Origin of the sequence: Microbispora hainanensis, from assembly GCF_006874475.1 — a bacterium.
Lineage (GTDB): Bacteria > Actinomycetota > Actinomycetes > Streptosporangiales > Streptosporangiaceae > Microbispora > Microbispora hainanensis.
Map to the genome: position 1 here is coordinate 227,517 of NZ_VIRM01000002.1, position 24,485 is coordinate 252,001.

The following is a 24,485-nucleotide window of genomic DNA, read 5'->3' on the forward strand; positions in this document are numbered from 1 at the left end:
ATTCAACGATATGACTATCAGAAGGTCCAGGGAGCCCTGGGCGGAGGGGGTCCAGCGGCGGGCGGCTTCGGCTGGTCGCGGGGTGACGCCCGCTCGTCGAAGGCGCGGCGGGCGTCGCCGAGCAGATCGGCCACATGGGGCAGGCCCGCCGCCTCCAGCCCGCCGCGCAGCATCTCCTCCTTCGCCGCCTCCGCGGACGCCTCGGCCCGCCGTACGGCCGTCAGGACGGCCTCGGCGAGCGCGCGGCCGTCGAGCCTGCGCATGCTGAGCGGGTGGATGTCGAGAGCGCGCAGCGTGCCCACGGCGTCGACGGTCGCGGTGATCCTGCCCTCGTCGGCCCTGCCGGTGTGCTCCCGCGTGCTCCACTCGGCCACGCGCTCGTCCATCAGGGCGGCCGCGGCCGTCAGCCGCTCCATGCGCGCCCGGAGCTCGCGCATCTCGTCCACGGTCACTCCTCGCGAAGCAGGGCCTGGACGTAGGGCGCGAGCGGGTCGCCGGGCGGGGGCGCGTCACCGAAGTCCGCCGTGAAGTCCGCCGTGGAGTCGCCGGTGAAGTCCCGCATGGCCGTGGCCAGCCGGTCGCCGGTCGCGCCGCGCGCGGCGCCGATCGCGTCCTGGATCGCGGCGGACATCGCGACGTGGTCGAGGTCGCGCATCGCCCGCGGGCCGATGCTCAGCCCGAGCAGGCGACCCGCGCCGGTGACCCGGGCCGTCACGGCGCCCGTGGCGTCGGCGCCCTCGACCACCTCCTCACTCAGGGTGCGGAGCAGGTCGGCGAGCGCGCCGACGCGGCCCTGCACCTCGCGCACCAGGCCGGCGACGTCGCCCTCCCTGCCCTCGTCGAACGCGGCCGTGTTCCTCATCGCGGGTCCTTGCTTGCCGGCTGCCAGTAGTCGTGGATGTTCGCCCGGTCCGCCACCGCGGGGGTGAGCGTGAGGTCACGGCGGCCCCGCGCCGGGTCGCCCTGGTCGTAGAAGGCGGCCCGCACGTCGTTGAGCTTCTGCTCCATCTTGTTGAGGTCGCTCTCGTACGCCATGTAGATGTCGGCGAACTGCTTGACGAGGTTGCCCAGCGCGCTGACGAACGCACCGGCCTGCGAGATCAGCGCGACCCGCCCGACCGGGTGCGCGCTCATCGCCGCCAGCGAACGGAGGACCGGCGCCGAGGTCGCGTAGAGCCCGAAGACCGACAGGTCATACTCCAGGACCTCCTTGAACTGGCTGTGCATCGCACCGCTCATCTCGCCGGTGACCCCGTGGAGCTTCTCGTACAGGACCGTGGTGTTGAAGCGGACCCGCCGCCCGAGCAGGTCCGCCGCCTGGCCCTTCCAGTTGGGGCTGACGTCCTGGAAGTAGGAGAACCAGATGTCGGACCTGCCGCTCTCCAGCCGGCCTCCCATCTCCTTCCAGACCTCCCGCCGGTCGTAGAAGAGGAAGGGGTTGCCGAGGTTCAGCGTGGCGGCCACGTCCAGGGCGAGGGCCGCGATTCCCAGTCCGGACATGGCCGACGCCGCACGCGTCTGCTGCCGCAGCGGGTTCAACGCCTTGACCAGGCTCCTGAAGAAGCCGGGATCGCTGCGGGTGGCGGCGGAGGCGGCGGCCGTGTCGGCGGAGCCGGCCGGTGCCACGGAGACGGCCCGCTGGACGTTGCCGCTCGAATCGGTGATGTAGAGCTCCTTGGGGCCCGGCGCGGGCCCGCCGGGAACGAACAGCGTGCCCGGCTCAGTGGGCGGGGTCGGCATGCGGGTCCTCTCAGGGGCGCGTCTGCTGGATGGCGGCCGTGCTCGCCTTCTCCGCCGCGACGTAGTTGTCGGCCGCCCTGACCAGCGTCTCGCCGTCCGTGCGCAGGGCGTCGCCGAGGATGCCCGCGGCGCTCGACCAGGTGTCGGAGACGGTGTTGAACCGGTGGACGGCGGTGAGCCCGACGATGGGCACCCCGGCGAGCGGGGCGAGGTTCCAGCCCTGGAATCGGGGTGTGGCGTCCCCGAGCCGCCGGACGCCGTCGGCGGAGCCGCTCACCGTGCCGGCGAACTTCCTGATGAAGCTCGCGGCCACCTCGTAGCCGGGCACGGCGCCCGCGTCGGCGTTCCGGCCGCCGGGGGGCGTGGCCGGGGTCGCCGTCGGCTGCTGGGCCTGCTGTGGGGCCTGCTGTGGGACCTGCTGTGGGGCCTGCCGCGTTCCGGCCTGCCGTACGCGCAGGGAGTCGGGCAGGCAGGGGCCGGGCGGTGGGCAGGGCGGGGTGTGCGGGCACGGACTGACCATCGAGGGCACGGACGGAGCGGGGGAAGCCGGCGGTCTCGGCGTCGCGCTCACCGAGCCGGTGGGCGACGCCGTCGGGGGGACCGGTGACCGGCGTGGCGAGGGTGCACCGTAGGACACGTGATCTTCCCTATCACCGGGTTCCGGGTCCGTGCCATGCGCCGGGGAGACGTTTCCGCAGGTAGAAAGCGGAAATTCGGCAAATGTTCACTGATGTGTAACGGGTGAGCCGATAAAACCCGTACGCCCCGGTTTGAATGCGTTAACTTGCCGATGTTCCGAATATCGCGGGGAAAAGGGGCTCAGATGGCCGGCGGCGGGTTCGACGACTTCGACGTGGAGCGGTTCCAGGAGCGGGTGGACGTCAGGATCACGGCCGTCGAACGGCTCCAGGCCACCCTGTCCTCGCTGGTCGGCCGGGCCCGGGACGAGGACGGCCTGGTCAGCGTGGAGGTCTCCGCCCGGGGGCTGAGCGAGCTGGAGCTGCATCCCAAGGCCATGCGGCTGAGCTCGGGCGAGCTGGCCGAGCGGATCAAGGAGACGATGCGCGCCGCGTCCGACGACCTGTATCGGCAGATGAACCGGGCCATGGCCGACGCGCTCGGGGAGGAGGGCGACCAGTCGAGGTTCCTGGACGACCCGGAGGCCGTGCTCGCCCAGGTCAAGGAGGCGGAGGCGGCCTTCGACCGGACCGCTGAGGACGTGCTGGGCGAGCTCGACCGCATCAGCCGCAGGCTGGGCCTGTGACCCGCCGCCCGCTTCGCAACGGGCGGGCCCCGGCCTTCGGCGGCTGACGCGGTCGCGGTGCCGTCAGCCGATGCAGTCGGGGCTGGTGGTGCCCGTCACGCGCCAGACGTCCGGCTCGGGGTCGTAGATCTCCCGCTGGCGCTCCTCCCGGCCCTCCGATCCGGCCGCGCCTGCCGGGCCGTAGGGCATGAAGGAGGAGCCGCCGCCCTGGCCCGGTCGCAGGCCGCCGAGGACGGCTTCGCCCGCCTGGACGCCGCCGACGCCGAAGCTGGTCCCGAACCCGCCGCGCTGCCCGCCGTACGTGCCGATCACCCCGCCGGGCGGCAGCGTGCCGGTGGGGCCGGTCGTCGTGACGGGGAGGTGCGCGTCCGGATAGCCGGTGAGCCCGTTGGGGATGGTACCGGCGGGGTTCGTGCCGGTGGGCAGGGGATGGGCGTTCGCCAGGTCGGTTCTGTCGGAGCCGCCGATCACGGGTGGAGCCGTGCCCGACCCGTCGCCGGAGCCGCCAGGCTGCCCCGCGTTCTGCCCGGCACCGTCCTGTCCTGTGCCGTCCTGTCCTGGGCCGTTCTGTCCGGGGTCTGACGAGCCGGGGTCGCCCGTGCCGCCCGGCCCGTCCGTGCCGCTGCCGCCCGAACCGGTGCCGTCGGAGCCGGTGCCCCCCGTGCCGCCGCCCCCGCCGGAGCCCGAACCGCTCGACCCGGACCCCGAGGCGCCCGTACCAGACGTGCCGTCACCGTACGAGCCGCCGTGCCACACGCCGTCGGATGTCGTGGTGGGCGCGCCCGTCCCGCCCACCCGGATGCGTGGGGAGTCCACGAGGTCGATGTGCAGCGGCTCGACGGCGGGCAGCTCGAAGGCCAGCCCCTCGGCGAAGGCGTTGTTCGCCTCCTGGATCTGCTGGTTGAGCCTGCGGAAGTGGGCCCTCGCCGCCTCGTCCTTGCTGGGGTAGGGCGTGGGGCCGGGAGAGGGGGCGGGTGTGGGGAGACTCCGGGGCGAGGCGGAGGAGGAAGCCGAAGGGGAAGGGGTAGGTGCAGGGGTCCCGCTCGTGCCGCCGCCCGCGCCCTGGTCCGAACCGCCCGGGGCGGCAGGGAAGTTCCTCTTCGCGTCGCTGACCACGTCCGCGTACCAGGACATCGCCGCCCCGCTCGCGGTCATGGCGTCGCCGAGCGCGCCCGCCGTGGCGTAGAGCGCGCGCAGGGCGGACTGCACCTGCTCGGCGGCGGGACCTCGCCAGACGGAGGCCAGTTCCTTGGCGGTCCTGCTCAGGGCCGCCTGGATGCCCGTCTCGGACGGCCCGTTGCCGCCGACCTTCCCGCCCACCAGGTCGGCGGCGTCGATGAACGCCCGACCGGCCCGGCGGACCGCGTCGGGACTCGCGGCGTCCAGCTTCTGCTTGATCTGCTCCCGGGAGAGGTTGTCCGGGTCGAGCCCGTCGAGGCTCGCGTATACCTTGATCGGCTCCCAGCCGGCTTCGGCCCCCATCGCGATCTTTCCCCTTGCCCTCGGCGGCTCACGCGCTGCTGCTCGTGTGGCCCTTCTCGTAGTTCACGACGGCTTGCTCCACCGCGCTCACCATCGCCTCGATGCGGTCGATGAGCAGCTGATACTTGCCGCTGAGCACCTCGTGGGCCTGCTCGGCGTTCAACCCGAAATACTTCGCCGCCTCCCACGGGCCGGTCTCCGCGGGGCCGACGTTGGTCAGTCCCTGGACCTCGCCCGCGGTCCCCGGGCCGCTCCAGGTGGCGCTCATGGTGGCGGGGGCGCGGCCGCGCAGCGTGCCGAGCTCGTCCCGCAGCCCCTTGAGGATCTGCCGGACCCGCGTGTGGTCGATGTACACATCGGCCGGGGCGTCGCCGAGACCCGGCCAGCTCTCCGGCATCCTCAGTTTCGGCGGCGGAGATCCGCCGTCGGGCGCGTAGCTCATTTCGCCTCCCTCGCCTTATGCCTTGTCGATGCGCGCGGACGTGGTCGGCTGGTCGCTCATGAAGAAGTCCTCGTCCTCCAGCAACCAGGTGGTCCGCTCGCGTTCCTCACACTCCTCGCCCTTGCCCGCGCCGTGCGGCGCGATCGGGAGCATCGAGCCTCCGGCGGAGGATCGCAGACCCGCCGCGTTCACGCCGGTGACGCCGCCGGCCCCAGCGCCCGCGCCGCCGCCCGCTCCGGCTCCGCCGTAGCCGCTGCCGCCGAAGCCCGTGCCCGTGCCCGCGCCGCCGCCCGACGCGCCGAACGCGTCGAGCCCCGGCGTGTGGCCGGCCAGGCTGGTGCCCTGACCCGCGCCGTTCGGTCCGGTGCCGGCGCCGTTGCCACCCGGGCCCGTGCCGTCGAGCCCGCTCCCGTTCAACCCTGCACCGTTCAGTCCGGCGCCGTTCAGCCCCGAGCCGTCGAGCCCGTCGAGGCCCGTCCCGTTCGGTCCGCCGCCGTCGAGCCCGTTCCCGAACTGTCCGTCGCCGCCCGATCCAGGCCCGAGCCCGTACGGCGGGTAGCCGGTGTCGAGGCCGATCCCGTCGCCGTAAGGGCTTTTCCCGAGGTCGCCGAGCGATCCGAGATCGCCCAGGCCGTTCACGTTCGTGGGGACGTTCCCGCTGGGGAGGGTCCCGCCGGGCCCGGTGAACGGTTTGAACGTGGGGGGCGTCATGTCGAACTTCGGCACGTCGGTGTCGAGTGAGGCGGGGAAGAGGGCGTTGGCCGCCTGCGTCGCCTGCGTGAGCTTCTTGAGGTGCTCCTCGGCCACCTTCATGTCCTTCTCCTCCTTCGACTCCCCGAAGAGGTTGAGGAAGGGACCGTCGCCGAAGGCCGAGCCGATAGCACCGGCCAGGCCGCCGACGATGAACCCGCCCACGCCGCCGATCACCGCGCCGGGGATGGCTCCGATGCCCGCGAAGGGAGAGCCGGCGATGAAGCCGCCGGCCGCGCCGACCGCTCCCGCCTCCACGGCCGCGTCGTACCAGTCGATGTCGCTCTCCGTGGGCTCCGGGACGTTCTCGCCCCGGAACTGGTTGAGCGAGCTGGCGTACACATCCAGCGCGGGGACCACGCCGTGCGGCGTGGAGGGCGGTCCGGAGCGGCCGCCGGGGAGGGAGGTCTCCACGATCGCGTTCATCACCGCGAGCGTGGAGGTCCTGAGCCGGTGGAGCTGCTCCTTCACCTGCTTGGCGTCGTCGCCCGTGGTCCAGTGCTTGTCGAGCGCGTCCAGGTGCCTGTCGAGGGTGTCGACGACGGTCTTCAGCTTGTCGTGCACACCCTTGAACTCGCCCGACGCCGCCCTGATCAGCTCGGGGTCGGTCTTCCCTAGCGCGTCGCGCAGGGTGTCGAGCATGACGACGCCCGGGTCGGACGCGTCCAACGCCGCCCTGATCGGCATCTTCCTCTCGGCCAAGACGCCTCCTTAACCGTTCCCCGTGTACGGCTATACCTGCGCCGTGCCCGCCTGCTGCACGCCCGCATGCTCGCCGGCGTCGAGGTTCCTGATCGCCAGCTCCAGACGTTCTGCGGCGATGCCCAGGGTCACGGCGATCTCCGCGTAGATGGCGGTGACCGCGCTTTCCGCGCTGGTCACGCTCCCGTGGAAACCCATGGCCGCGGGCCAGTACCCGCCGATGGCGTCACGTTGCGCGATCAGCTTCTTCACCGGGCCACCCTCGGCGAAGGCGACCGGAGTCACCTCGCGCTTGGACGCCCCGGGCGCCAGCAGTTCGAGCGCCTCCTCGAAGTCCTTGCGGGCGTTCCTGAGGGCCGTACGGCTGACCTCCACGCCTCGGGACATGCGTCACCCTCCCGTTCACGGCCGAAGACGGCGCCGACGAGGGATCGCCGGTGCCGCCGGCCGTACCGTCGGACGTTGCTCTGCCTGTTGTCCTACTTGCCGTCGAACATGGCGGCGTTGATGCGCTCGACGTCCTGCATGTTCATGTTCGTGATGTTGATGTTCTTGGCGAGCAGGGACACGATGTCCGCCAGGCCCTTGGCCTCCTGCTGCCAGATCCGCCGGGTCTGGTCGTAGGCGTCCTTGGCGCTGCCCTGCCAGATCGCGGTCTTGGTGTTGAGCTTGTTCTCCAGGTTCTCCAGCTCCGTGACCAGCCTGTTGAAGGCGTTCTGGAACTCGGTCTCGCCCGTGTCGAGACCGCTGAAGTTGACCTTTGTGATGTCGAAGTCCACCGTCGCGCTCTCCGTCCGTTGCTGGTGGTCGTCTCGGGGCTCAGCGGCTGTACGAGGCGGGCGGGGCCTGGTTGATGAGCGACTCGATCTTGTTGATCTCGGCGGTCGCCTGCGCGTTGAACTCGGCGTAGTTCTTGTTGTTCGCCCGGATGCTCTCCGCGAGAGTCTGCAGGCTGCCCAGGATGACGTCCATACGCTCGTGCCACAGCAGGTGCACCTTGTCGAACGCGTGGTGCGACTCGCCCTGCCAGTGGACCTTGAGGTTCTCGCCGGCGCTGTCCAGGTAACGCTGGATGCCGCGGATGTTCTCGGCCGCGTCGCCGATCCAGGTGATCGCCTCATCCAGGTCGTGCCGGCTCACTTGGGTCTGGCTTGCGCCAGAGTGCGACATGGTCACCTCCACTGATCCTGTCGAATTCCCCCGACCAGGAGGGTCGGGTGATGACCCAAAAGTCACAGTAATGGATCAGAAGGGGGCTTGCCGGGACTGTCCGAGATTAAGATTTTGTCACGTCTCTTGCGCTTTTGTCAGACGGCCGGTTAGCAGTTTTGTACGATTTGCGAGCTTTGTGGTGACTCGGCCGTAAGTAGTTGAAAACGCAATCTGCCGGCAATCGGCTGGAGGGTGCTGTGACCGATACGAGCGGCGGCGGGAATCCTTTCGCCGGCCTGGCGAACACGATGAACACGGGCGGCGCGGTGGACCCCCGCCTGATCGACCCCGAGTTCAAGATGAACTACCCCGAGGTCACGAAGTTCGGCAGCGACGTGGCCGGCCGGGGACAGGCCCTGGGGGACACGAGCGGGCGGATCAAGAAAATCGAGCTTCCGATGCTGACCTTCGGCGTGATCGGCGGCAGCCTGAACGGCGTGCACAGTCAGGTGCGGGATCGGACCGCCGAGGCCGTGGCGAAGGGCAAGGAGGTCCTGGAGTCCTACAGGCCGGCCATCGACCAGGCGGTCAAGAACGCCAAGGAAGCCGAGAAGCAGAGCTCCGGCGGCCCCGGGAAGGGCGGTCAGCCCGGCCTGCCGGGCGGCCCGAAGGCCCCCGGGTTCGACCCCAAGAAGCTCGGGCTCGGCGGTGGCGGGCTGCCGAAGACCGGCCCCGATGCCGGCCTCGGGAAGGACCTCACGCTGCCGAAGGACAAGCTGGGCACCGACCTCGACGACAGCCTGCCGCGCCCGGACCTGCCGGACGGGAGCTCGCTGCCCGGTCCCGGCGACGGCCTGCCCGGCCCCGGTGACCCGAACGGCAACGGCCTCGACCCGAACGGCAACGGCCTCGGTCAGGACGGCCTCGGCCGTACGGGCCTTGAGGGGCTCGGCCAGAACGGCGCGAACACGCTGGAGACGCCCAAGCTGAACAACCCGGGCGACACCTCCCTCTCGTCGTACACCCCGAACCCGTTGCAGGTGCCGACTCGGCCGCCGGTCCCCGACCTCGGCACGACCGGCTACGGGCCGGGTGACTACTCCGGGAACCGGCCGGGGAGCGGCGGTTACGGCTCGGGCGGCTACGGCTCCGGCGCGTCGTACGGCTCCGGAGCGAACGGCTCGGGCGGAGGGCTGGGCTCCGGCGCCGGGCGGGCCGGCGCCGGGGGGATCCCCGCCATGCCGTACGCCCCGATGGGCGCGGGCGCGGGAAGCAACGACGACGGCAAGGAACGCACGCGGGGCCCGGCGGTGCCGGAGGACGAGAGCACCTGGTTCGGCGACGAGGACGTGGCGCCTCCCGTCCTCGGGATGCAGGAGGACGTCTAGGCCATGGTGAGCATCGGCAACGTCGAGATCTGGAACGCGCACAGCAACTTCATCACCGGCGCCGGGCTGGCCGGCACGGCTTCCATCCTGGAGCCGACCGCCCGCCCGCTGGCGGCGGTGCTGCTCGCGATGATCGCCGACCCCGACGCGATGTCGCGGGGCGCGCGCGCGTGGCGCAACGAGGGAGGCGACGACGAGAAGTCTCCCGACATCGGGCAGCTGCGCACGGATCTCAACGCGCAGATCACCGCGCTCGAGTCGAACCAGCATCTGAAGGGGCAGATGCTGGCCACGATGAAGCAGAAGTTCGCCGAGCTGGACACGCAGCTCGACACGCTGGACAAGGGGATGAAGGGCGTCGGCGACAGCCTCGACTCCGCGGCCCAGATCTACACCGCGGCCAGTTACATCTCGCTGTCGCTCGGCGGGGCGGCGATGACGCTGGCGTACGCCAGCTCCGCCGCCAAGGGCAACCCGGCCATGCTGGTCACGGTCGAGCCCATCGTGATAGCGGTGATCGCCTCCCTGTCGAGGATCGCGCAGCGGGTGTTCGCGATCCTGGGGAAGGTGAGCTGGAGGATCGCCGCGATCTTCACGGGAGTCGCCTACCTCACCGCCGGCGTCCAGCAGAAGTTCCCCGGCATGCAGGCCGTCACCATGGAGGCGCCCGACTTCACCAAGGCCAAGGTGGCCTTCGACCCGGCCACCGGAGGCCTCACCGAGCCCCTTCCCAACCCCGACGACATGCCGAAGGCGCCGTCCTTCATGCCTCCGTTCAGCCTCTGATGGAGTGGGCGGCCAGCGCGTTCGAGCGGCGGCTCGGGGCGGCGTACGACGCGGGGGACCTGGTGGTCTGCCTGAGCATGCTGAGGGACACCGAGCTGGCGCTGCCCGCACCCCCGGAGGGAGAGGCCGCCTGGCCGACGATCACCGCGCCCGACCGGGTGTGGCTGCCCGCGTACACCTCGGTCGAGGCGATGCGGGCGGCCACCGGGCTGTCACGGGTCAGGATCACCTCGCTGGTCGAGCTGGCCGCGGGCTGGCCCGACCTCCGGTGGGGCCTGGCCGTCAACCCCGGCCTGCCGGTGCGCTTCCTGCTCGAACCGGGGACCGTGGCCAGGCTCGCGGTCCCCACCCTCGCGCAGGACCACAGGGCGGAGCCCGAGCCCGCGCTGCCGGTCGTGCAGAAGCCGCTCACGCCCCACGACCTGCGGTCTTACCTCGGTGAGGGGGAGTCGCGCGTCTCCGGCTACTGCCACCACGCCCTCGACGTCGCACACCTGGCGACGCCGGCCGTGCTCGCCGACACCCTCGGCCGGGGCGACGACGACGGTCTGCTCAGCAGTGAGGGCTCGCTGTTCCTGCTGCGGTGGCGCACGGTGGGGCTGAACCTCTACCGCACGCCGTACGGCGGGACCGACGAGGCGGGCATGGCGGCGGTCGCCGGGTGGGTCATCGAGGAGCCGCCGTTCGCCGGCATGGGCCTCGCGCCCAACGTGGACTCCCTGGTCCGCGAATACAAGGTGGACGCCGTACGGCTGCCGCACGCCTCGGAGATCGTCGAGCTGACCCTGGCCGGCACCGAGGTCGTACGCGCGGTCTACGACGGCGACCTCGCCCGCTGGCTGCCCGGCCCGGAACAGAGCACAGAACAGAGCACAGAACAGAGCACGGAACAGACCACGGAACAGACCACGGAAGAGGCCTCGGCCTCGGCCTCGGCGAGCTCCTATCGCGCGCGCTGGCGGGGAGCCGAGTTCGCGGCCAATCCGGACGCGGGACACGACGGGCTGCTGATCCGGCTGCTGAGCGACGGACCGGCCGACGGGTTCGAGGAGCGGGCCCCGGGCCGCTTCGTCCGGCCGGTGCCCGCCGAGGAGTGCGAGGCGGTCTTCCACGTCACACGGGTGTGCGAGTGGCGCGGCGCCTCCTGCCTCGTACGCGACGAGCGCGCGGGCGAGCTGCTGCTGGAATACACCGGTGGGCGGCTGCCGGTCGCGCGGGCACTCGGCATGGAGCGGATCGAGCGGGGCGTCCACCGGCGGTGGGTGGGCCAAGCCGAGGTGAGCGGGCTACGCGAGCACGCCGAGCCGCTCGACCTAGGTGTGCCGACCACCGACGTCACCAACGTCCGTGGCCGGCACACCTAGGCTCGGACGAAGGGGGTGGACGTTGACGAGCGAGACCGATCCGCACATCCACGTCGAGCAGAAGGTGATGCAGGCGGGCGCCGCCTATCGCAATCTGATCGCGTCGACGCTGGGCCGCGCGCCCGACGCGCCCGAGGTCGTCACCACCGGTTGCGGACTCCAGGTGCCCTACGCGATGACCTCGACCCGCCCGGAGAGCGTCACCTGCCTCGCCTGCCGGGAGCACGCCCACCGGGAGCACCTGCGCTATGCCGAGCAGGTGGAGCGCCTGAGCCGCATGCCCGGGGCGCCCCTCGCGGGCGACCAGGCGGCCAAGGCCGCGCAATGGGCCAGGGACGTCGCGCAGAGGTTCGCCGGCGGACGACCCGGCCGGGCCGATCCCTGAAGCACGCCGGGAGACTCCGCACCCCGCCGTTGCCCCAGCGGTTTCCCCGACCTCGCCCCGGGGACGAGGGGAGCGCCCACTGCTCGATCTGCTCGAACTCCTACAGGGGTTCGGCGGCCCTGGTCATCGGACCTCCCGCGTCACCGGTGTTGAGCGTGCCGACCGGCTCCACCAGCATGACGGCCGTCTCCTCCTCGGCCACGGGGCAGTGCTCGACGCCGCGGGGCACCACGTAGAGCTCGCCGGGTCCGAGGACGACATCCCCCTCGCGATCCCCCTCGCGCAGCCGGATGGTGAGCCGGCCGCTGACGACCACGAACAGCTCGTCGGTCTCCGGGTGGGTGTGCCAGACGAACTCCCCCTTCAGCTTGGCGAGCTTGATCTCGTAGTCGTTGAGCCCGGCGATCTTCTTCTGCGTCCACAACTCGTCGATCAGGGAGAGCTTGCCGGCGATGTTGACGGGGTCGAGGGAAACGGACATGGTGTCGTACCTCTCACTTCGGGTGCACCGCCCGGAGAGGGCGATGGCGCATGTGATGAGCGTGGCCCGGCCCTCTGCCGCCCGTCTTGTACGTTTCTAGCGTGACGGCTCACCATCGTCCGCACACGGTCACTGCCTGGCGGCCACCGGTGCCCGGCATCGCCGAGGTCTTCCACGCGCACTTCACCGATCACGCCTACCCGGCTCACACCCACGACACGTGGGACCTGATGCTCCTCGATGACGGCGCGGTCGACTTCGGACTGGACCGCCACCGGCACGCCGCCGCCGATCTCTCCGCCGTACTGCTCCTGCCTCCCGGTGTCCGGCATGACGGCAGGACCGTCACCGCCGCGGGCTTCCGCAAGCGCGTGCTCTACCTGGACACCACCGTGCTGCCGGAACGCCTCATCGGCAAGGCGGTGGACGCCCCGATCCTCGCCGACCCACTCCTGCGTGACCGGATCCACCGCCTGCATGCCGCTCTCGGTCATCCGGGAGAGGCGGTCGAGGCCGAATCACGCCTGTTCTTCGTCGCGGAGAGGCTGCGCTTCCACCTTGAGGCGTTCCGGCATCGGACACCCGGCCGGGAGGCGCACCGGCTGGCCGTCGCGCTGCGCGAACTGCTGGACGCCCGGGTCCGGGTGGGTCTGTCGCTGCGGGAGGCGGCCGCCGTCCTCCACTCTCACCCCACGCACCTGATCCGCTGCTTCACGCGGACGTACGGCCTGCCGCCGCACACCTATCTCACGGGCAAGCGCATAGACCTGGCGCGCAGGCTCCTGCTGAGCGGCCAGCGGCCGGCCGACGTGGCGACGAGCGTGGGATTCCACGACCAGGCGCACCTGAACCGGCATTTCACCCGGCACGTCGGCATCACACCCGCGCGCTATGCCGCCGGTGAGCACGTGTCACAAAGGCGTGCCTGTCAGGCGTCCCGAGGGAATCGTCACTAGCCGGACGTCAAACGAAGGTGTGATAATCCCGGATATTGGACGTTGATCAACATTGCGGTGAACGCGGGCGATCGGGGTGATGAACACGGCCGGGGGACATACGCCGGATGCCGCCGGAATGCGGGCGTACGCCGAGGAACTTCGGGCCACGTTCATGCGCCTGCAGGAGGAGGCGCCCGCGCTGCACGAGAAGGCGCGCGCCGTACAGGTGACGGAGAAGTCGCGTGACGGGCTCGTGGCGGCCACCGTCGGGGCGAACGGCGACCTGATCAGGCTCGACCTCGACCCGCGCATCTATCGGCGGCAGGACGCGCGCGGCCTGGCCGACACCATCACGCGGACCATCCACGCCGCCGTGGCCAAGGCCCAGGACCGGGTCGTCGAGATCTTCGCGCCACTCGTTCCCCCCGAGCAGATGAGGGCGCACATCGAGGGTGACCTCGACGCGGTGCTCGAACAGATGTCGAGGCAGATGCCGAAGCGGACACCGGAGAGCCCATGAGCGAGCTGTTCGAGGTGAACTACGTCGACATCCGCCCGCAGCAGCTCGCGAAGGGCCTGTCGCAGTGGCACGTCACGGCGACCGACGTGGAGAGCGGCTACGCCGCCGCCCTGCGGGAGATCCAGCGGCTCAACGCCGCCGAGCCGTGGGGACACGACACGGCCGGCGCCGCCTTCCGCTCCGCGTACATGGAGGGCGGCGGGCCCGACACGCTGATGAAGAAGGGCGAGGAACTCGCCGCGAAGGTGGTCGAGCTCGGCCCGACCGTACGGCGAAGCGCCGAGAACGCCCGCGGCATGGACGGAGAACGGGCCAGAGAGGTGCGCGAGATCCTGAAGCGGGTCTGACGATGACGCACTCCTCCACCACCGGCACGGGCTCCGGCGCCAAGCCGTCCACGACCAACGGCGACGTCACCTCGGACGGCGACGGGCTGCCCGCGTTCGCCGACGGCGGCGGCTCGGTCATCGACGTCACCCCCGCCTGGGGCGAGTCGCTGCCCGCCTGGGCCGACGACCTCATCGCCCTGCTCACGGCGGGCCAGACCTGGCCGGAGGCGAGCGAGAGCCGGCTGTGGCAGCTCGCCCGGGCCCACCGGTCCGCGACCGTGAACGTCGTGCAGTCCATCGATCCCGTGGGAGCAGCCGCCGCCGCCGTGCTCACGGGGATGCAGGGCCCGTCGATGCACGCGTTCCTAAACCGGCTCGGTGACCACTACTCGGAGGACAGCGGCCTGCTCAAGGTGGCGAACAACCACTTCGCCTACGGCGCGCAGGCCGACAACTTCGCCCGTGAGACGCAGTATTCGAAGCTGTCGGTCAACGTGGTGTTCTGGATCGCGCTGATCGCCACGTTCATCGCGCTCGTCGCCGCCTTCTACTCAGCGGGGACCTCCACCCGGTTCATCGGGCCGATCGCCGCCCGGGCCAGGGCCGAGACGGAGAAGATCCTCGAACGGCTCGCCCTCATGGCCGGCCGCCCCGCCGGGGCCCAGGCCATCGCCAGAGGAACCCTGCTGGCCTCGGTCCGGGCCGGCCTGCTCGGCCGCATCCTCGCCAGCCCCCTGGGCAGGGAGCTGGTCGAGGAGATCGGCGAGGAGGTCGCCGGCGACGCCCTCGCCCAGAACCAGCAGCGGAAGTCGGGCACCCGCGACGGCTGGGACTGGAAGAGGACGAGCGCCACCGCCCTGGGCGCGGCCGGCGGCGCGGGCGTCGGCATGGGGGCCGCCCGCCCGATCAGCGGCCTGGTCAACCGCGTGCCCCTGCTCAGAAGGCTGAACACCGACGCCCCCGGCTTCGGCAACGCGTTCAAGCGCTTCCCCGGCAGGGCGCTGACGACCGGCCTGACCAATGTGATCGCCTCCCCGGCCGGAAGCACGCTGGCCAACGGGCTCGTGTACGGCCAGTGGGAGCTGCCCGACGGGGAGTCGCTGCTCGGAGCGGCCATGGCCGGCGCCGGCCGTACGAACACGATCAGCCCGTTCAGCCCGGACGTGATCGAGGCGGTCGCCGGCCCGCGTACGGCCCTGGCCTCGGCGTACGACACCAGCCTCCGCACCGATCTGATCCGCGCCTTCTCCACTCCGTCTCCGGATCCCACAGCCGGACAGCCTGCGGGCGGCGATCCCGGTGCGGCGAACACGAACACGGCGGGCGGCGGCCAGGCCGCGACCGGCGGCGGAACCGCGGGATCGGGCGGCACGACCACCGCGTCCGTCGCAGGGCACCCCTCCGGCGGCCCGGCCACCCCGTCCGGCGGCGGCCAGGCGGCCGCGACGCCGAGCGGGTCCGCCCAGGCGTCCAGCACCGCGCCGTCCGGCCAGGTGACGGCCACACCCTCCAGCGGCTCGAACCAGCCCGCCACCACCGGCCAGCCCGCCACCACCGCCAACGCGGGCGGAGCTACCCCCGCTACGTCGGGCTCCGGCGCGAACGCGGCCAACACGAACGCGGCCAACACGAACGCGGCCAACACGACGAGCGCGGGCAGCGCCACGAACGCGGGCAACGCGAACGCGGCGGGTGCGACCGCCGCGAATCCGGGTCAGGCTCCGGGCGCTTCGCCGAGCGCGTCCGGCCAGCAGACCACCGCCAGTTCTGCCCCGGGTGCGGGGGGCACCACCGGTGCGGCCGGTTCAAGCAATCCGGCCACCGCAGCGAACCCGGCAAGCGCCGGCAACACGCCCGGCCCGGCCAACACGGCCAATGCCGGTGGTCCGGCCACCGCGACCAATGCGGCCAACGCGTCCGGCGCGAGCAGCACCTCCGGCCCGGCCAGCGCGGCCAACACGACGGGCGCGGGCAATGCGAGCGCGACGAGCGCGGCGGGTGCGACCGCCGCGAATCCGGGGCAGGCGCCGGGTGCCCCGCCGAGCGCGTCGAGCGCGACCAACGCGCCCGGCGCGAGCGGCTCGGCGGCGGCTGCCTCTGCTGCCCCCGCTGCGGGCGGCTCTGTGAGCACGCCCGCCGCGGCCACGCCCGCCGCGGCCACGCCCGCCACACACGCGACGCCCGCCACACCAGCGGCACCCGCCGCGGTGACGCCGCCGTCCGCTGCTCCATCCGGTGGCACCACGTCATCCAGCACGTCATCCGCTGCGGCATCACCGGCTGTCCCGGCCCAGGCGGCGACCTCGGGAACGAGTGGCGGCAGTGCTTCGGGGAGCACCACCGCGGCGCAGGCGTCGGCTCGGACGGCGGTCTCCGATGTGCTGTCCACGATCGCGCCCGACACGGTCTTGCTGCCCGACGGCCAGGGCGCGAGGCTGACCGGCCCCGACGGCAGGCCGATCGAGCTGCCGGGCGAGGACATCAAGGCCATCACCGATCGGCTGGCGGCGCGTGCCGCCGAGGGCGTGGACACGCCTCGGCTCCACGCGGAGGCGGCCGCCCTGCTGGGGGCGAGGATCACCGAGGAGAGCCTGGGCTTCCCGGCCGAGGGGGCTCTCGAGGCGCTCGCCCGGCTCGCCGACGTGACGCCGGACAACCGTGCCGCCGCCGTCGAGGTGGCGGGCGAGGTGCTGGAGGACAACCCGCGCGGCTGGCGGCCCGGCCGGCTGAGCGACTCGGGGGCCGTGCTCGTGGAGGAGGCGACGGTCGCGCCGTACGGGCTCGGGCACGCCCTCCGCGTCGGCCGCTCCTCCGACACCGCCGCGGACATCGTCCGCCGCGCCGAGGTCCTCGCCGGGATCCCGTCCACGGCGGGCACGAGCGGGGCGGCCAACCCGGCGAGCGGAGGCCAGACCGCCGCCGCCCCCGCCGCCACCACCACGTCCGCCTCGACCACCGCGCCCGCCCCCACCACCGGCTCCGCCGCCACCACCTCCTCCAATACCGCGCCCGCTGCCACCACCGCGCCCTCGACCACGCCGCCCTCGGCCACGGGGACCGCTCCGGCGACGAACCCCGATCAGACGGCCAACCCCTCGGGCCAGACGCGGCCCGGACCGCGTACGACCCGAGGGAACGGCCAGGTGAACGCCCAGCCGGTCGCGCGGAGCCTGTTCGTCGCCGACGGCAGGGCGCCGCATCTGGCCGACCTGTCGTCGAGTGAGGCGGAGCAGGGCTTCCGGGCGCTCCACCCGTCCGACGTGGGGCCGGACGTGACGGCGCTGAGCCCGGCCGGCGGGCGGACGGTCGTCGTGGACACGGGCCGGTTCGGCGCGCAGCACTTCCGGTACGAGATCGGCCACGTACGCGGCGGCCGTCTCGCCAGGACCAGGGTCAGGTCGGGCACGGCCGCGCGACCCCACGTCGTACGGCTGTCGCCGCGCCTGGCGAACGACATCCTGCCCCGGGTGTGGCTGCACGAGATCAACGACGTCTTCCAGCGGATGTCCGGCCCCCGGCAAGGCATGATCCGCTCCTTCCTGAACCGTACGGCCGAGCGGGACGCCGCGGCCTGCGTGACCGCCCGCTATCGCGAGCACGCGCTCCTGGCCAGGCAGTGGCAGGCGGCCCCGGCGCCGGAGCGTCCCGCCATCGCGCACGAGATCGAGCAGCTCGGGCGGGAGATCGTGCGGCTCGGGCAGGTCGCCCCCGCGCCTCCCTGGTCACAGACCACCACCGCACAGACCACCGCACAGACCACCACCGCACAGACCACCACCGCACAGACCACCACCGCACAAACCGCCCCCGCGCAGAGCCCTGCCACACAGACCACACAGGATCCGGTGGCGGAGCTGCTCGGGCTGGCCCGCACGCAGCACGAGACGCTGACGGATGCCACCCGGGAACTGCTCGCGGCGGTCAAGGGGAAGATCGACAGCATCAAGGAGGCCACGGCCGACGCGAAGAAGGCCGAGGAGGCCGCAGAGAAGGCGTCGCGAGAAGAGGACCTCGGCGCCGAGGAACGCCGTCGCAAGGCGCTGGCGGATCGCGGCGTCCACCGGGCGGACGCCGATCGCGCCCGCCAGAGCATGGAGGCGTACGCGCGGGCGATGCGGCGGGCGCTCGAGGCGCGCAAGAAGTACGCGGAGCTGGAGAGCGCCCTCGACGCCCTCCCCGCGAACCGGACGGGCCCGCTGCCGGCGGACATCGCCCGGCTGGCCCGCGAGGCGGAGGAGGCCCACACCGCGTACAAGGAGGCGTACGCGCACGCCCTGCCGTCGCCCGAGGTCCTGTCGGAGGCGACTCCCGCGGGCCGGCTGCCCCACCTCGAACGGCTCACGCAGGTCGTCAACGACATGCTCGAACGCGCCGGGGTCGACCACCGCTACGCGCCCGACGAGCTGTCGCACGTGTTGCGGTCGAACTTCAGATGGCTGGTGTCGCCGGACGGGGCGCTGCTGCGGGTGGGCCGCGGCACGCGGGGCGAGCTGCGGCTGCGGCTGAAGGTCACGGACCTGGTCGAGGTCTTCGGCCATCCGGTGCGGCACTCGCAGTCGATGCTCGGCCACTTGCCGCAGGGCGGCCGCTCGGCCTCCGTCACCGCCAACCGTTCGCTGCGCCTGGCGCCGAGTTTCGACCTGAACGCCCTGAGCAAGCCGTTGCAGTACGTGCACTGGCTCGGGAGGCTGATGAAGTTCGGCGTGTTCAAGATCGGCGTCGCCTTCGGCGGGAGCGAGTCGTTCAACGGCAACGCCTCCGAGTTCGCGCTCGCCGGCGCGGTGCAGGACAACGCGGGCGAGGGGCTGGTGCTCGACGGGCTCGCCTCGGCCGAGGTGGAGCTGCGCACCGCGAACGGCACCGAGCGGGCGCGTGTGGACAGCGGCACCCCCGGCGACGCCCCGAGCCTGCAGATGTATCTGCCGCACACGCACGCGCAGCGGGGGCCGGCCAGGGTCACGCAGCTTCCCGAGGAAAAGCGGCAGCAGACGCCGTTCCCCGAGCACGGGGTCACCGGGCTGACCGGGCTGCAGGACCTCGCCGAACGCACCGCCGAGCGGATCGGCCGCCCCGAGATCGGCAGGATGACCCGCGACCAGATCGTCACGATCATGACGAAGGAGCTGCCCGCCCGGCTCGGCGAGGCGATCAACAACCCCGAGGGGCTGCACCGTCCGATCACCGTCAACGGGCGGGTGGTCGGCTATGCGCGGATCAAGACCGAGGTCGTGATGGACTCGGCGCGGCCGGTCGGCACGCCGAGCATCAAGCACCGCCTGGAACGGCTGCGCGTGGGCTTCTCCGGCGCGTCGGGCTCGCGCTCGGCCGGCCGGTCGCTCGACGTCAAGGGCACCGCGGGCGCCCAGCTTCCCATCGGCAGCCCGCGTCTGCTCCGCCTTGTCGGCCTTGGCAGGTTCAAGACCGCCACACCGCGGCTCACCGGGGGGTTCGGCCGCTCCTGGTCGCGGTCGCGGTCGATGAGCGCGGGCGGGACCGCCATCCGGCCGAGCGTGCAGCGCTGGGCGGGCCACACCCAGGCGTACGCGCTGGAGCTGAAGCACACGGTGACCGTGCAGCTCAACACCGACGAGACGCCGCTTCCCGCCGTGCACGGCGAGAGCACCGGCCTGTTCCGCATGCCGGAGCCGCACGCGTACCGTTACGGCCTGCCCGTCGACCGGGCGGCCGTGCTGAAGGACGGCAGGCTCAGGGACGACCCGAAGCCCGGCGTGCCGAAGGGCCGCCTGCCCCGGCTGCCCGGCTGGACCCGCGGGACCGGGGCCGGGCCGGGGCTCGTCCAGGCGAGCGACCGCCCCGAAAGCGTCGAGAACTTCAACGAGGTGCAGGCGAAGGTCGTGGCGCAACTGCGTGCGCGCGGCCTGCTGCCGGGCGAGGACGGCCGGCTGTCCCGCGACCCGCTGACGCGGGCGAGCCAGATCGCCAACATGATCGAGGTGGCCGAGCAGTTCTCCCCGGCCCGGCTGCAGACCGGCTACGACCAGGCCATGCAGGACGGCATCATCCTCGACCTGGTGAGCCAGGGCATCGGCCGGGCCAGCCGGCATTTCACGGTGCGGATCCGGTTGGAACAGTCGGGCCGGGAGGATTTCGTCGGCACCAGCGCCGCCGACGTCGCGGCCGACCTCGACATCTCGTCGGAGACCTCCGGCCGCACGGTCGGCCGGTCGAGCGGCCGGTCCCTGGACGTCGGCCCCTCCCTCGGGCTGGAGGCGAAGCCGGGCGGGGCCGGCTTGACCGGCGCGGACGTGGGCGTCCACTGGAACAAGGGCAGCGCGGCCGGCCTGACCCTCAACGACACGGCCAACCTGGTCACGCTGATAGAGGGCACCTCTCCGGCGGCGGTCTTCGAGGTTCCGCACACGCTCACCGTGGACCTCATCGAGAACGGGAAGGTCACGCCGCTGGCCCAGAGCGACGACGTCTGGATGCGGGTGCTGCTGCCCGCCGACCTCCTGCCCGAGGACCGCACCGGGCTCTCGCCCCGCCACCCGACGTCCCGCGAGGCGCTGAGCCTGGCCACCCTGCTGCACGTGGACGGGACCGGCGTGCTCGACGCCCTCCGATCGGTGCTGCCGAAGGCGATGCGGCCGGGTTCGGTGTCGTTCCACCATCTCGCGGAGGCGTTCAACACCCGCAACCTCATCTCCCACCCGGAGTGGCTGCTCGCCGACCCCGCCCGGCCCGCCACGACGTACGGCACCGCCGTGGCCGTGCGCCCCCGCCCCCCGCGTACGCACCGGGCGTCGGCGTGGGTCACGGCCCGCCCGGGCGAGTCGGAGTTCGTGACCGCGGCCGACCTGGTGATCGGCGACATCAACTTCACGATGGGCGCCTACACCGCGCGGACGGAGGCACGCGGCGGACGGTCCGTTGACGCCTCGACCGGCGTGAGCGGGGCCCTGGCCCGGGCACTCGGCGGCAGGGCGGGGGCCGGCGCGTCCGCGGCGGGGAGCACGTCGTCCTCGATCTCCGACACGGCGATCTGGGGCAGGGAACGGCTGGCCATCGACACCGGCAAGCACTACGTGTTCGCGATGAAGGCGGACATCACGGTCTCCGGCGACGAGGCGGGCAACCGGCGGGCCGACGCCGAGCCGCTGCGGGACAGGACGGTCGTCTACTCCCTGCCCGAGCGTGACGCGCTCGACCTCTACGGCAGGGGCGAGGTCAAGCTGCCCCTCGACCAGGTGGCCGACGCGGTGACGCGCCTGCTCGACGGCAACCTGGAGCTCGACCCGCGCGCGGCCGTGCCGATGGTCCGCAGATATCTGGCCGACCGGGCGCTGGCGCGCAGGGAGGGCCATCCGCGGACCGACCTGGAGCAGAGGCACCCCCGCGGCATACTCGCCGAACGGCTCGCCAAGGACTTCCCGATGAACGTGGCCGCCGAGGGCAACCGGCTCAAGCGGATGCACGACAGGCTGCCGGACCTCGCCAGCGCCGTGGACGTCCCCGACCTCTATCAGGACTCCCTCGGCGAGAGCACCGTGAAGAAGGTCGACCTCAAGGCCCCGGACGGCACGCCGACCCACGTGCTCGACCAGGTGCTCGACCAGATCGGCAAGGTCGCGCCCCGCGCGCTGAAGCGTGACCCCGTCCTGCTGCGCAGCCTGTTCGGCGACTTCGCCGGCAAACGCTGGTGGGGCAAGATCGACGACATGACCGGTGAGGAGGGCTTCGTCAAGACCTATCCGCTCAAGATCGGCCCCCACCTCACCGAGACGGTCACGGTCAGGATCAAGGCCGTGCTCCACGGCGACGAGGCGAGCTACGGCGGAAACGTCCACAACTTCGGCCAGATCCTCCAGGACTACACGTACGAGCAGGAGGACCGCAGCGAGTCGTCGGGCAAGACGATCGGCGGCAATGCGAACGCCGGGGCGGGCCCGGCCGCCGGCAGCGGAGGCCGCGGGGCCGCCACCGACCGCTCGCACACCGGCACGGCCTCCACCGGCACCCAGCGCACCCGCATCCAGCGCGCGGCGGCGTTCCGTGGCGGGCAGCTCATCGAGCACGGGGTGACCATCATTATCGAGGTCGAACGCAGGTCGGGCCCCCTGCGCGGCGCCGTGGCCAGGACCACACGCGTCCCCCGGACCAGCAAGGTCACGCTGAAGGGCACGATGGAGCGGGTGCTGCCGGACGGCATGGTGGCCAAGAAGGGCACGGTCGCCGCGCGGCCGCCCGCCTCGCCCGACGTGCGGCGGGTCGCGCCGCCCGAGGTCTTCGTGACCGAGCGGCTCAGGGCCGACGGGCTGCTGCGCGCCGTGTTCGACCGGCTCTCCCGGAAGGACCTGCTCGGCCGGGCCGCCGCCATGGAGCACTACGCCGCGCTGGCCAAGACGCTCACCGGGAACGGGCTCACGACCCGGCTGGAGCGGATGACCGGCCCCGACGGGCACCGGCTCCTCCGGCTGCCCATGCCGGGCCGTCCGGGCCGGATGGTGGACGTGCGGATCCACGCCGACCTCTCCGAGCCCGACCCGGTGGCGCTGGGCCTGCAGGGCACCGAGCTGGGGCAGGTGGACCGCGAGCAGAACACGGCCGGCACGGCCACCGACCGGGGGCAGATGAGCCCGGCCGGCCGCACGTACAGCGGGGGGAGCGCGGTGGGCGTCGGCGGCGACCTCGGCGCCGGAGACCAGACCGCGCAGTCGAGCTCGGGCAGCGGCGGCAACCGCGACGAGACCAGCGTCTTCGGGAAGAGCACCGCGGCCAAGGCGAGGTTCCGGGTCGACTTCGACCTCAGGTTCGAGGTGCGCCAGGTGGCGCGCGACGGCGGGGAGACGGTGCTGCACACCGTGGACGTCCCGCACGGCGCGACCGGCACGGCCCACCTGATCATGTTCCAGCACGCTCTGGAGGACATGCTGGCGCGCCGCGACGCCGGTGCCGACCGGCCGGTGTGGGACTTCAGCCGGCGGCGCGCCGCGGCGCCCGGCGTCTTCTTCACCCACGACAGCGTGCGCGAGGTGGCCGCGAGACATCCGTCGTACGACCCGGCGGCGCCCGCCACGCTCACCAAGGCGATGGCCGAGGTGCTCCGAGGGCGGACCGGGACGCTGCCCGTGGGCATCGTCGCCGACGCCGGCCAGACGGGTTCGACGGCTCTGGTGGAGGAGGCCAGGCTGCTCGCCCGCGACCTCGGCGTCGACGTCCACCTCCATCTCACGCTGCCCGACGGCACCGTCGAGCACTACCGCGCCACGCCCGTGGGCGGGCTGTCCGGCAATCCCTTCGCCGAGGCGCTCGGCGCGGTGCCGCCCGACCTGGCGGCGCTGGCCGAGCGGCACGGCCTCGACCTGCGCGACCTGTACGGCGGGCGGCCCGGCGGGTTCGCCGACCGGATCGCCGAACGGCTCGACGCCCTCGGCGTCGCCCGGCCCGCGCAGGCCGACCCGGGATGGCCGGTGCCGGAGACGGCCGCGGACGGCACCTGGGGCGGCAACCCCTCCATCACCTCGCCCGGCTCAGTGACGGCCCGGCCCATCCGGAGGACCGCGTTCGTGGCCGACGGCCGGGCCCCGCACCTGCCCGACCTGTCGAGCGCCGAGATCCCCCCGGCCGTCGCCGGCCTGCGCCCGGCGGACTTCGGCCGGGGCGTCCAGGCGGTGACCGTGACGCCGGACGGCGCGGTCGTCACCGTCGAGACCGCCAGATTCGGCACCCAGCGCTTCCTCGTGCGGCCCGAGAACCCCGGCGGCCGGCGCCCCGCCCGTACGGTCCTCGGGACGGGCACGGACCCGAACGTGATCCGGCTGTCGCCGAGGCTGGCCCCCGACGTGGTGGGCCGGGTGCTGCTGCACGAGATCAGCGACACCCTGCAGAAGCGGGCCGCGCTGGAGCAGGGTGTGGTGCGCCGGTTCCTGAACGCCGTCGATCCCGGCTACGACGCCTGTGCCACCGCGCGCCGCAACGAGCACGCCTACCTGTCCCGCAAGTGGCTGGCGGCGACCTCGGCGGAGGAGCGGGCGCGGCTGCGGCACGAGATCGAGGGGGTCGTCCGCGACCTCGGCGCGCGGGGCCAGACGGCGCCTCCGCCGCCGTGGGTCACCGTGCCGCCCCAGGCGCCGGTCCTCGACCTGTGGGAGCGGATGCGCAGGCTCAGCAACACCTCCGGCTGGGAGCCGCCCGACGACGAGGACGACGACGATGACAAGTCCGGCCCCCTGCTGCCGGAGGACGCCGGAGGGCTCCCCGGACAGCCTCGTGTGAGGAACGTGTGATGGCCTACTCGACAGCCAGAAGCAGGGACGAGGCGCAGCTCTATCTCGACCTGCACCCCTGCGCCTGCGGCTCGGTGGACACCGACTGGGACAGCGGCCTGGCGAGCGTCGAAGGGGAGCTGGTCACCTCTTACGAGGGGCGGTGCGCGGCGTGCGGCGCCGAGCGGGAGTATCTGTTCGGGCTCCCGGAGCGGGAGGTGACGCCCACCGGCTTCCCCACGTTCGGCGGTGCGGAGCCGTCCGAGCTGCTCGACCCCGGCGAGTGGCTGTGGGTGGCCGACCTGACGGCGGGCAACGCCCCGATGGAAGGCAATCGGCGGCAGGCGCTGTCGATCGCGCGGGCCGCGGTCGAAGAGGTGATCAAATTCGTCCCGCCCGGGCAGGACGAGGTGCCCGGCGACGCGTTCTGGTCGGAGCGGGGACGCGCCGTGCGGGCCGCCGAGCCGGGGCGGTTCCGTCTCGACCGGCTGCTCGTCGTACGCGACACCTACCGGGAGCTCGCCGGAGCATAGGGT

At 72.6% G+C, this 24,485-nt stretch carries 21 protein-coding genes; 10 read left to right on the forward strand and 11 right to left on the reverse strand.

What is annotated here, in order from left to right:
* Positions 1–17: 17 nt before the first annotated feature.
* From FLX08_RS02555 to FLX08_RS02570, 4 genes are read right to left on the reverse strand one after another with little or no spacing between them, the layout of a single operon-like run.
* Entirely contained in the window at positions 18–437 is a 420-nt protein-coding gene (locus FLX08_RS02555; protein WP_244312288.1) for a YbaB/EbfC family nucleoid-associated protein, read from the reverse strand.
* Positions 438–448: 11 nt separating this feature from the next.
* The gene (locus FLX08_RS02560; protein ID WP_142616545.1) at positions 449–862 is read right to left on the reverse strand and encodes a YbaB/EbfC family nucleoid-associated protein; all 414 of its coding nucleotides are present in this window, start codon (positions 860–862) and stop codon (positions 449–451) included.
* Entirely contained in the window at positions 859–1,740 is an 882-nt protein-coding gene (locus FLX08_RS02565) for a hypothetical protein (RefSeq protein ID WP_142616546.1), read from the reverse strand. Before FLX08_RS02565 ends, FLX08_RS02560 begins: the two co-directional genes overlap by 4 nt.
* Before the next feature lie 10 nt (positions 1,741–1,750).
* Entirely contained in the window at positions 1,751–2,260 is a 510-nt protein-coding gene (locus tag FLX08_RS02570; protein ID WP_142616547.1) for a hypothetical protein, read from the reverse strand.
* A gap of 303 nt (positions 2,261–2,563) precedes the next feature.
* Here FLX08_RS02570 and FLX08_RS02575 point away from each other — a divergent pair, with 303 nt between their 5' ends.
* On the forward strand, positions 2,564–3,004 hold the full coding sequence (locus tag FLX08_RS02575; protein ID WP_142616548.1) for a YbaB/EbfC family nucleoid-associated protein: 441 nt from the start codon (positions 2,564–2,566) through the stop codon (positions 3,002–3,004).
* Positions 3,005–3,067: 63 nt separating this feature from the next.
* Here FLX08_RS02575 and FLX08_RS42845 read toward each other — a convergent pair whose 3' ends face one another.
* The 6 genes from FLX08_RS42845 to FLX08_RS02605 form a co-directional block, all read right to left on the reverse strand.
* The gene (locus tag FLX08_RS42845; RefSeq protein WP_142616549.1) at positions 3,068–4,486 is read right to left on the reverse strand and encodes a WXG100 family type VII secretion target; all 1,419 of its coding nucleotides are present in this window, start codon (positions 4,484–4,486) and stop codon (positions 3,068–3,070) included.
* A 28-nt stretch (positions 4,487–4,514) separates the two neighbouring features.
* The gene (locus tag FLX08_RS02585; protein ID WP_142616550.1) at positions 4,515–4,928 is read right to left on the reverse strand and encodes a hypothetical protein; all 414 of its coding nucleotides are present in this window, start codon (positions 4,926–4,928) and stop codon (positions 4,515–4,517) included.
* Between the two features lie 15 nt (positions 4,929–4,943).
* Positions 4,944–6,380 (reverse strand): WXG100 family type VII secretion target, encoded by a 1,437-nt coding sequence (locus FLX08_RS02590; RefSeq protein WP_142616551.1) that lies wholly within the window; start codon positions 6,378–6,380, stop codon positions 4,944–4,946.
* 30 nt (positions 6,381–6,410) lie between these two features.
* A complete protein-coding gene (locus FLX08_RS02595; RefSeq protein WP_142616552.1) occupies positions 6,411–6,767 on the reverse strand; it encodes a hypothetical protein in 357 nt (118 codons plus the stop codon).
* A gap of 92 nt (positions 6,768–6,859) precedes the next feature.
* A complete protein-coding gene (locus tag FLX08_RS02600; RefSeq protein ID WP_079320191.1) occupies positions 6,860–7,159 on the reverse strand; it encodes a WXG100 family type VII secretion target in 300 nt (99 codons plus the stop codon).
* Positions 7,160–7,199: 40 nt separating this feature from the next.
* Positions 7,200–7,520, reverse strand: coding sequence for a WXG100 family type VII secretion target (locus FLX08_RS02605; RefSeq protein ID WP_167530250.1), 321 nt, complete (start codon positions 7,518–7,520; stop codon positions 7,200–7,202).
* 269 nt (positions 7,521–7,789) lie between these two features.
* Between FLX08_RS02605 and FLX08_RS02610 the strand changes: the two genes are divergently transcribed.
* The 4 genes from FLX08_RS02610 to FLX08_RS02630 are packed head-to-tail and all read left to right on the forward strand — an operon-like array spanning position 7,790 to position 11,455.
* The gene (locus FLX08_RS02610; protein WP_142616554.1) at positions 7,790–8,920 is read left to right on the forward strand and encodes a hypothetical protein; all 1,131 of its coding nucleotides are present in this window, start codon (positions 7,790–7,792) and stop codon (positions 8,918–8,920) included.
* 3 nt (positions 8,921–8,923) lie between these two features.
* Positions 8,924–9,706, forward strand: coding sequence for a WXG100 family type VII secretion target (locus FLX08_RS02615; RefSeq protein WP_142616555.1), 783 nt, complete (start codon positions 8,924–8,926; stop codon positions 9,704–9,706).
* Positions 9,706–11,070 carry an SseB family protein gene (locus FLX08_RS41860; RefSeq protein WP_244312265.1) on the forward strand — a complete coding sequence of 455 codons (1,365 nt, stop codon included), beginning with the start codon at positions 9,706–9,708 and terminating at the stop codon, positions 11,068–11,070. The genes FLX08_RS02615 and FLX08_RS41860 overlap by 1 nt, the downstream gene beginning before the upstream one ends.
* Before the next feature lie 22 nt (positions 11,071–11,092).
* Complete coding sequence (locus FLX08_RS02630) at positions 11,093–11,455, forward strand: hypothetical protein (RefSeq protein WP_244312267.1); 363 nt, start codon at positions 11,093–11,095, stop codon at positions 11,453–11,455.
* A gap of 100 nt (positions 11,456–11,555) precedes the next feature.
* On the opposite strand, the gene FLX08_RS02635 is transcribed toward FLX08_RS02630, so the two are convergent.
* Positions 11,556–11,936, reverse strand: a complete 381-nt coding sequence (locus FLX08_RS02635) for a cupin domain-containing protein (protein ID WP_142616556.1) — start codon at positions 11,934–11,936, stop codon at positions 11,556–11,558.
* A gap of 101 nt (positions 11,937–12,037) precedes the next feature.
* On the opposite strand from FLX08_RS02635, the gene FLX08_RS02640 reads away from it, so the two are divergent.
* The 5 genes from FLX08_RS02640 to FLX08_RS02660 all read left to right on the forward strand — a co-directional run bounded on the left by FLX08_RS02640 (position 12,038) and on the right by FLX08_RS02660 (position 24,482).
* Entirely contained in the window at positions 12,038–12,892 is an 855-nt protein-coding gene (locus FLX08_RS02640) for a helix-turn-helix transcriptional regulator (RefSeq protein ID WP_142616557.1), read from the forward strand.
* Between the two features lie 79 nt (positions 12,893–12,971).
* Positions 12,972–13,394 carry a YbaB/EbfC family nucleoid-associated protein gene (locus tag FLX08_RS02645; protein WP_142616558.1) on the forward strand — a complete coding sequence of 141 codons (423 nt, stop codon included), beginning with the start codon at positions 12,972–12,974 and terminating at the stop codon, positions 13,392–13,394.
* Positions 13,391–13,741, forward strand: a complete 351-nt coding sequence (locus FLX08_RS02650) for a hypothetical protein (RefSeq protein ID WP_142616559.1) — start codon at positions 13,391–13,393, stop codon at positions 13,739–13,741. Before FLX08_RS02645 ends, FLX08_RS02650 begins: the two co-directional genes overlap by 4 nt.
* A 2-nt stretch (positions 13,742–13,743) precedes the next feature.
* Positions 13,744–23,970, forward strand: coding sequence for a WXG100-like domain-containing protein (locus FLX08_RS02655; RefSeq protein WP_142616560.1), 10,227 nt, complete (start codon positions 13,744–13,746; stop codon positions 23,968–23,970).
* A complete protein-coding gene (locus FLX08_RS02660; RefSeq protein WP_142616561.1) occupies positions 23,970–24,482 on the forward strand; it encodes a hypothetical protein in 513 nt (170 codons plus the stop codon). The genes FLX08_RS02655 and FLX08_RS02660 overlap by 1 nt, the downstream gene beginning before the upstream one ends.
* Positions 24,483–24,485 lie beyond the last annotated feature (3 nt).

Bases quoted from the DNA above. Each gene is read 5' to 3' on its own strand.
- FLX08_RS02555 (WP_244312288.1), bottom strand. From the start codon at position 437: ATGCGCGAGCTCCGGGCGCGCATGGAGCGGCTGACGGCCGCGGCCGCC.
- FLX08_RS02560 (WP_142616545.1), bottom strand. From the start codon at position 862: ATGAGGAACACGGCCGCGTTCGACGAGGGCAGGGAGGGCGACGTCGCC.
- FLX08_RS02565 (WP_142616546.1), bottom strand. From the start codon at position 1,740: ATGCCGACCCCGCCCACTGAGCCGGGCACGCTGTTCGTTCCCGGCGGG.
- FLX08_RS02570 (WP_142616547.1), bottom strand. From the start codon at position 2,260: ATGGTCAGTCCGTGCCCGCACACCCCGCCCTGCCCACCGCCCGGCCCC.
- FLX08_RS02575 (WP_142616548.1), top strand. From the start codon at position 2,564: ATGGCCGGCGGCGGGTTCGACGACTTCGACGTGGAGCGGTTCCAGGAG.
- FLX08_RS42845 (WP_142616549.1), bottom strand. From the start codon at position 4,486: ATGGGGGCCGAAGCCGGCTGGGAGCCGATCAAGGTATACGCGAGCCTC.
- FLX08_RS02585 (WP_142616550.1), bottom strand. From the start codon at position 4,928: ATGAGCTACGCGCCCGACGGCGGATCTCCGCCGCCGAAACTGAGGATG.
- FLX08_RS02595 (WP_142616552.1), bottom strand. From the start codon at position 6,767: ATGTCCCGAGGCGTGGAGGTCAGCCGTACGGCCCTCAGGAACGCCCGC.
- FLX08_RS02615 (WP_142616555.1), top strand. From the start codon at position 8,924: ATGGTGAGCATCGGCAACGTCGAGATCTGGAACGCGCACAGCAACTTC.
- FLX08_RS41860 (WP_244312265.1), top strand. From the start codon at position 9,706: ATGGAGTGGGCGGCCAGCGCGTTCGAGCGGCGGCTCGGGGCGGCGTAC.
- FLX08_RS02635 (WP_142616556.1), bottom strand. From the start codon at position 11,936: ATGTCCGTTTCCCTCGACCCCGTCAACATCGCCGGCAAGCTCTCCCTG.
- FLX08_RS02645 (WP_142616558.1), top strand. From the start codon at position 12,972: ATGAACACGGCCGGGGGACATACGCCGGATGCCGCCGGAATGCGGGCG.
- FLX08_RS02650 (WP_142616559.1), top strand. From the start codon at position 13,391: ATGAGCGAGCTGTTCGAGGTGAACTACGTCGACATCCGCCCGCAGCAG.
- FLX08_RS02655 (WP_142616560.1), top strand. From the start codon at position 13,744: ATGACGCACTCCTCCACCACCGGCACGGGCTCCGGCGCCAAGCCGTCC.
- FLX08_RS02660 (WP_142616561.1), top strand. From the start codon at position 23,970: ATGGCCTACTCGACAGCCAGAAGCAGGGACGAGGCGCAGCTCTATCTC.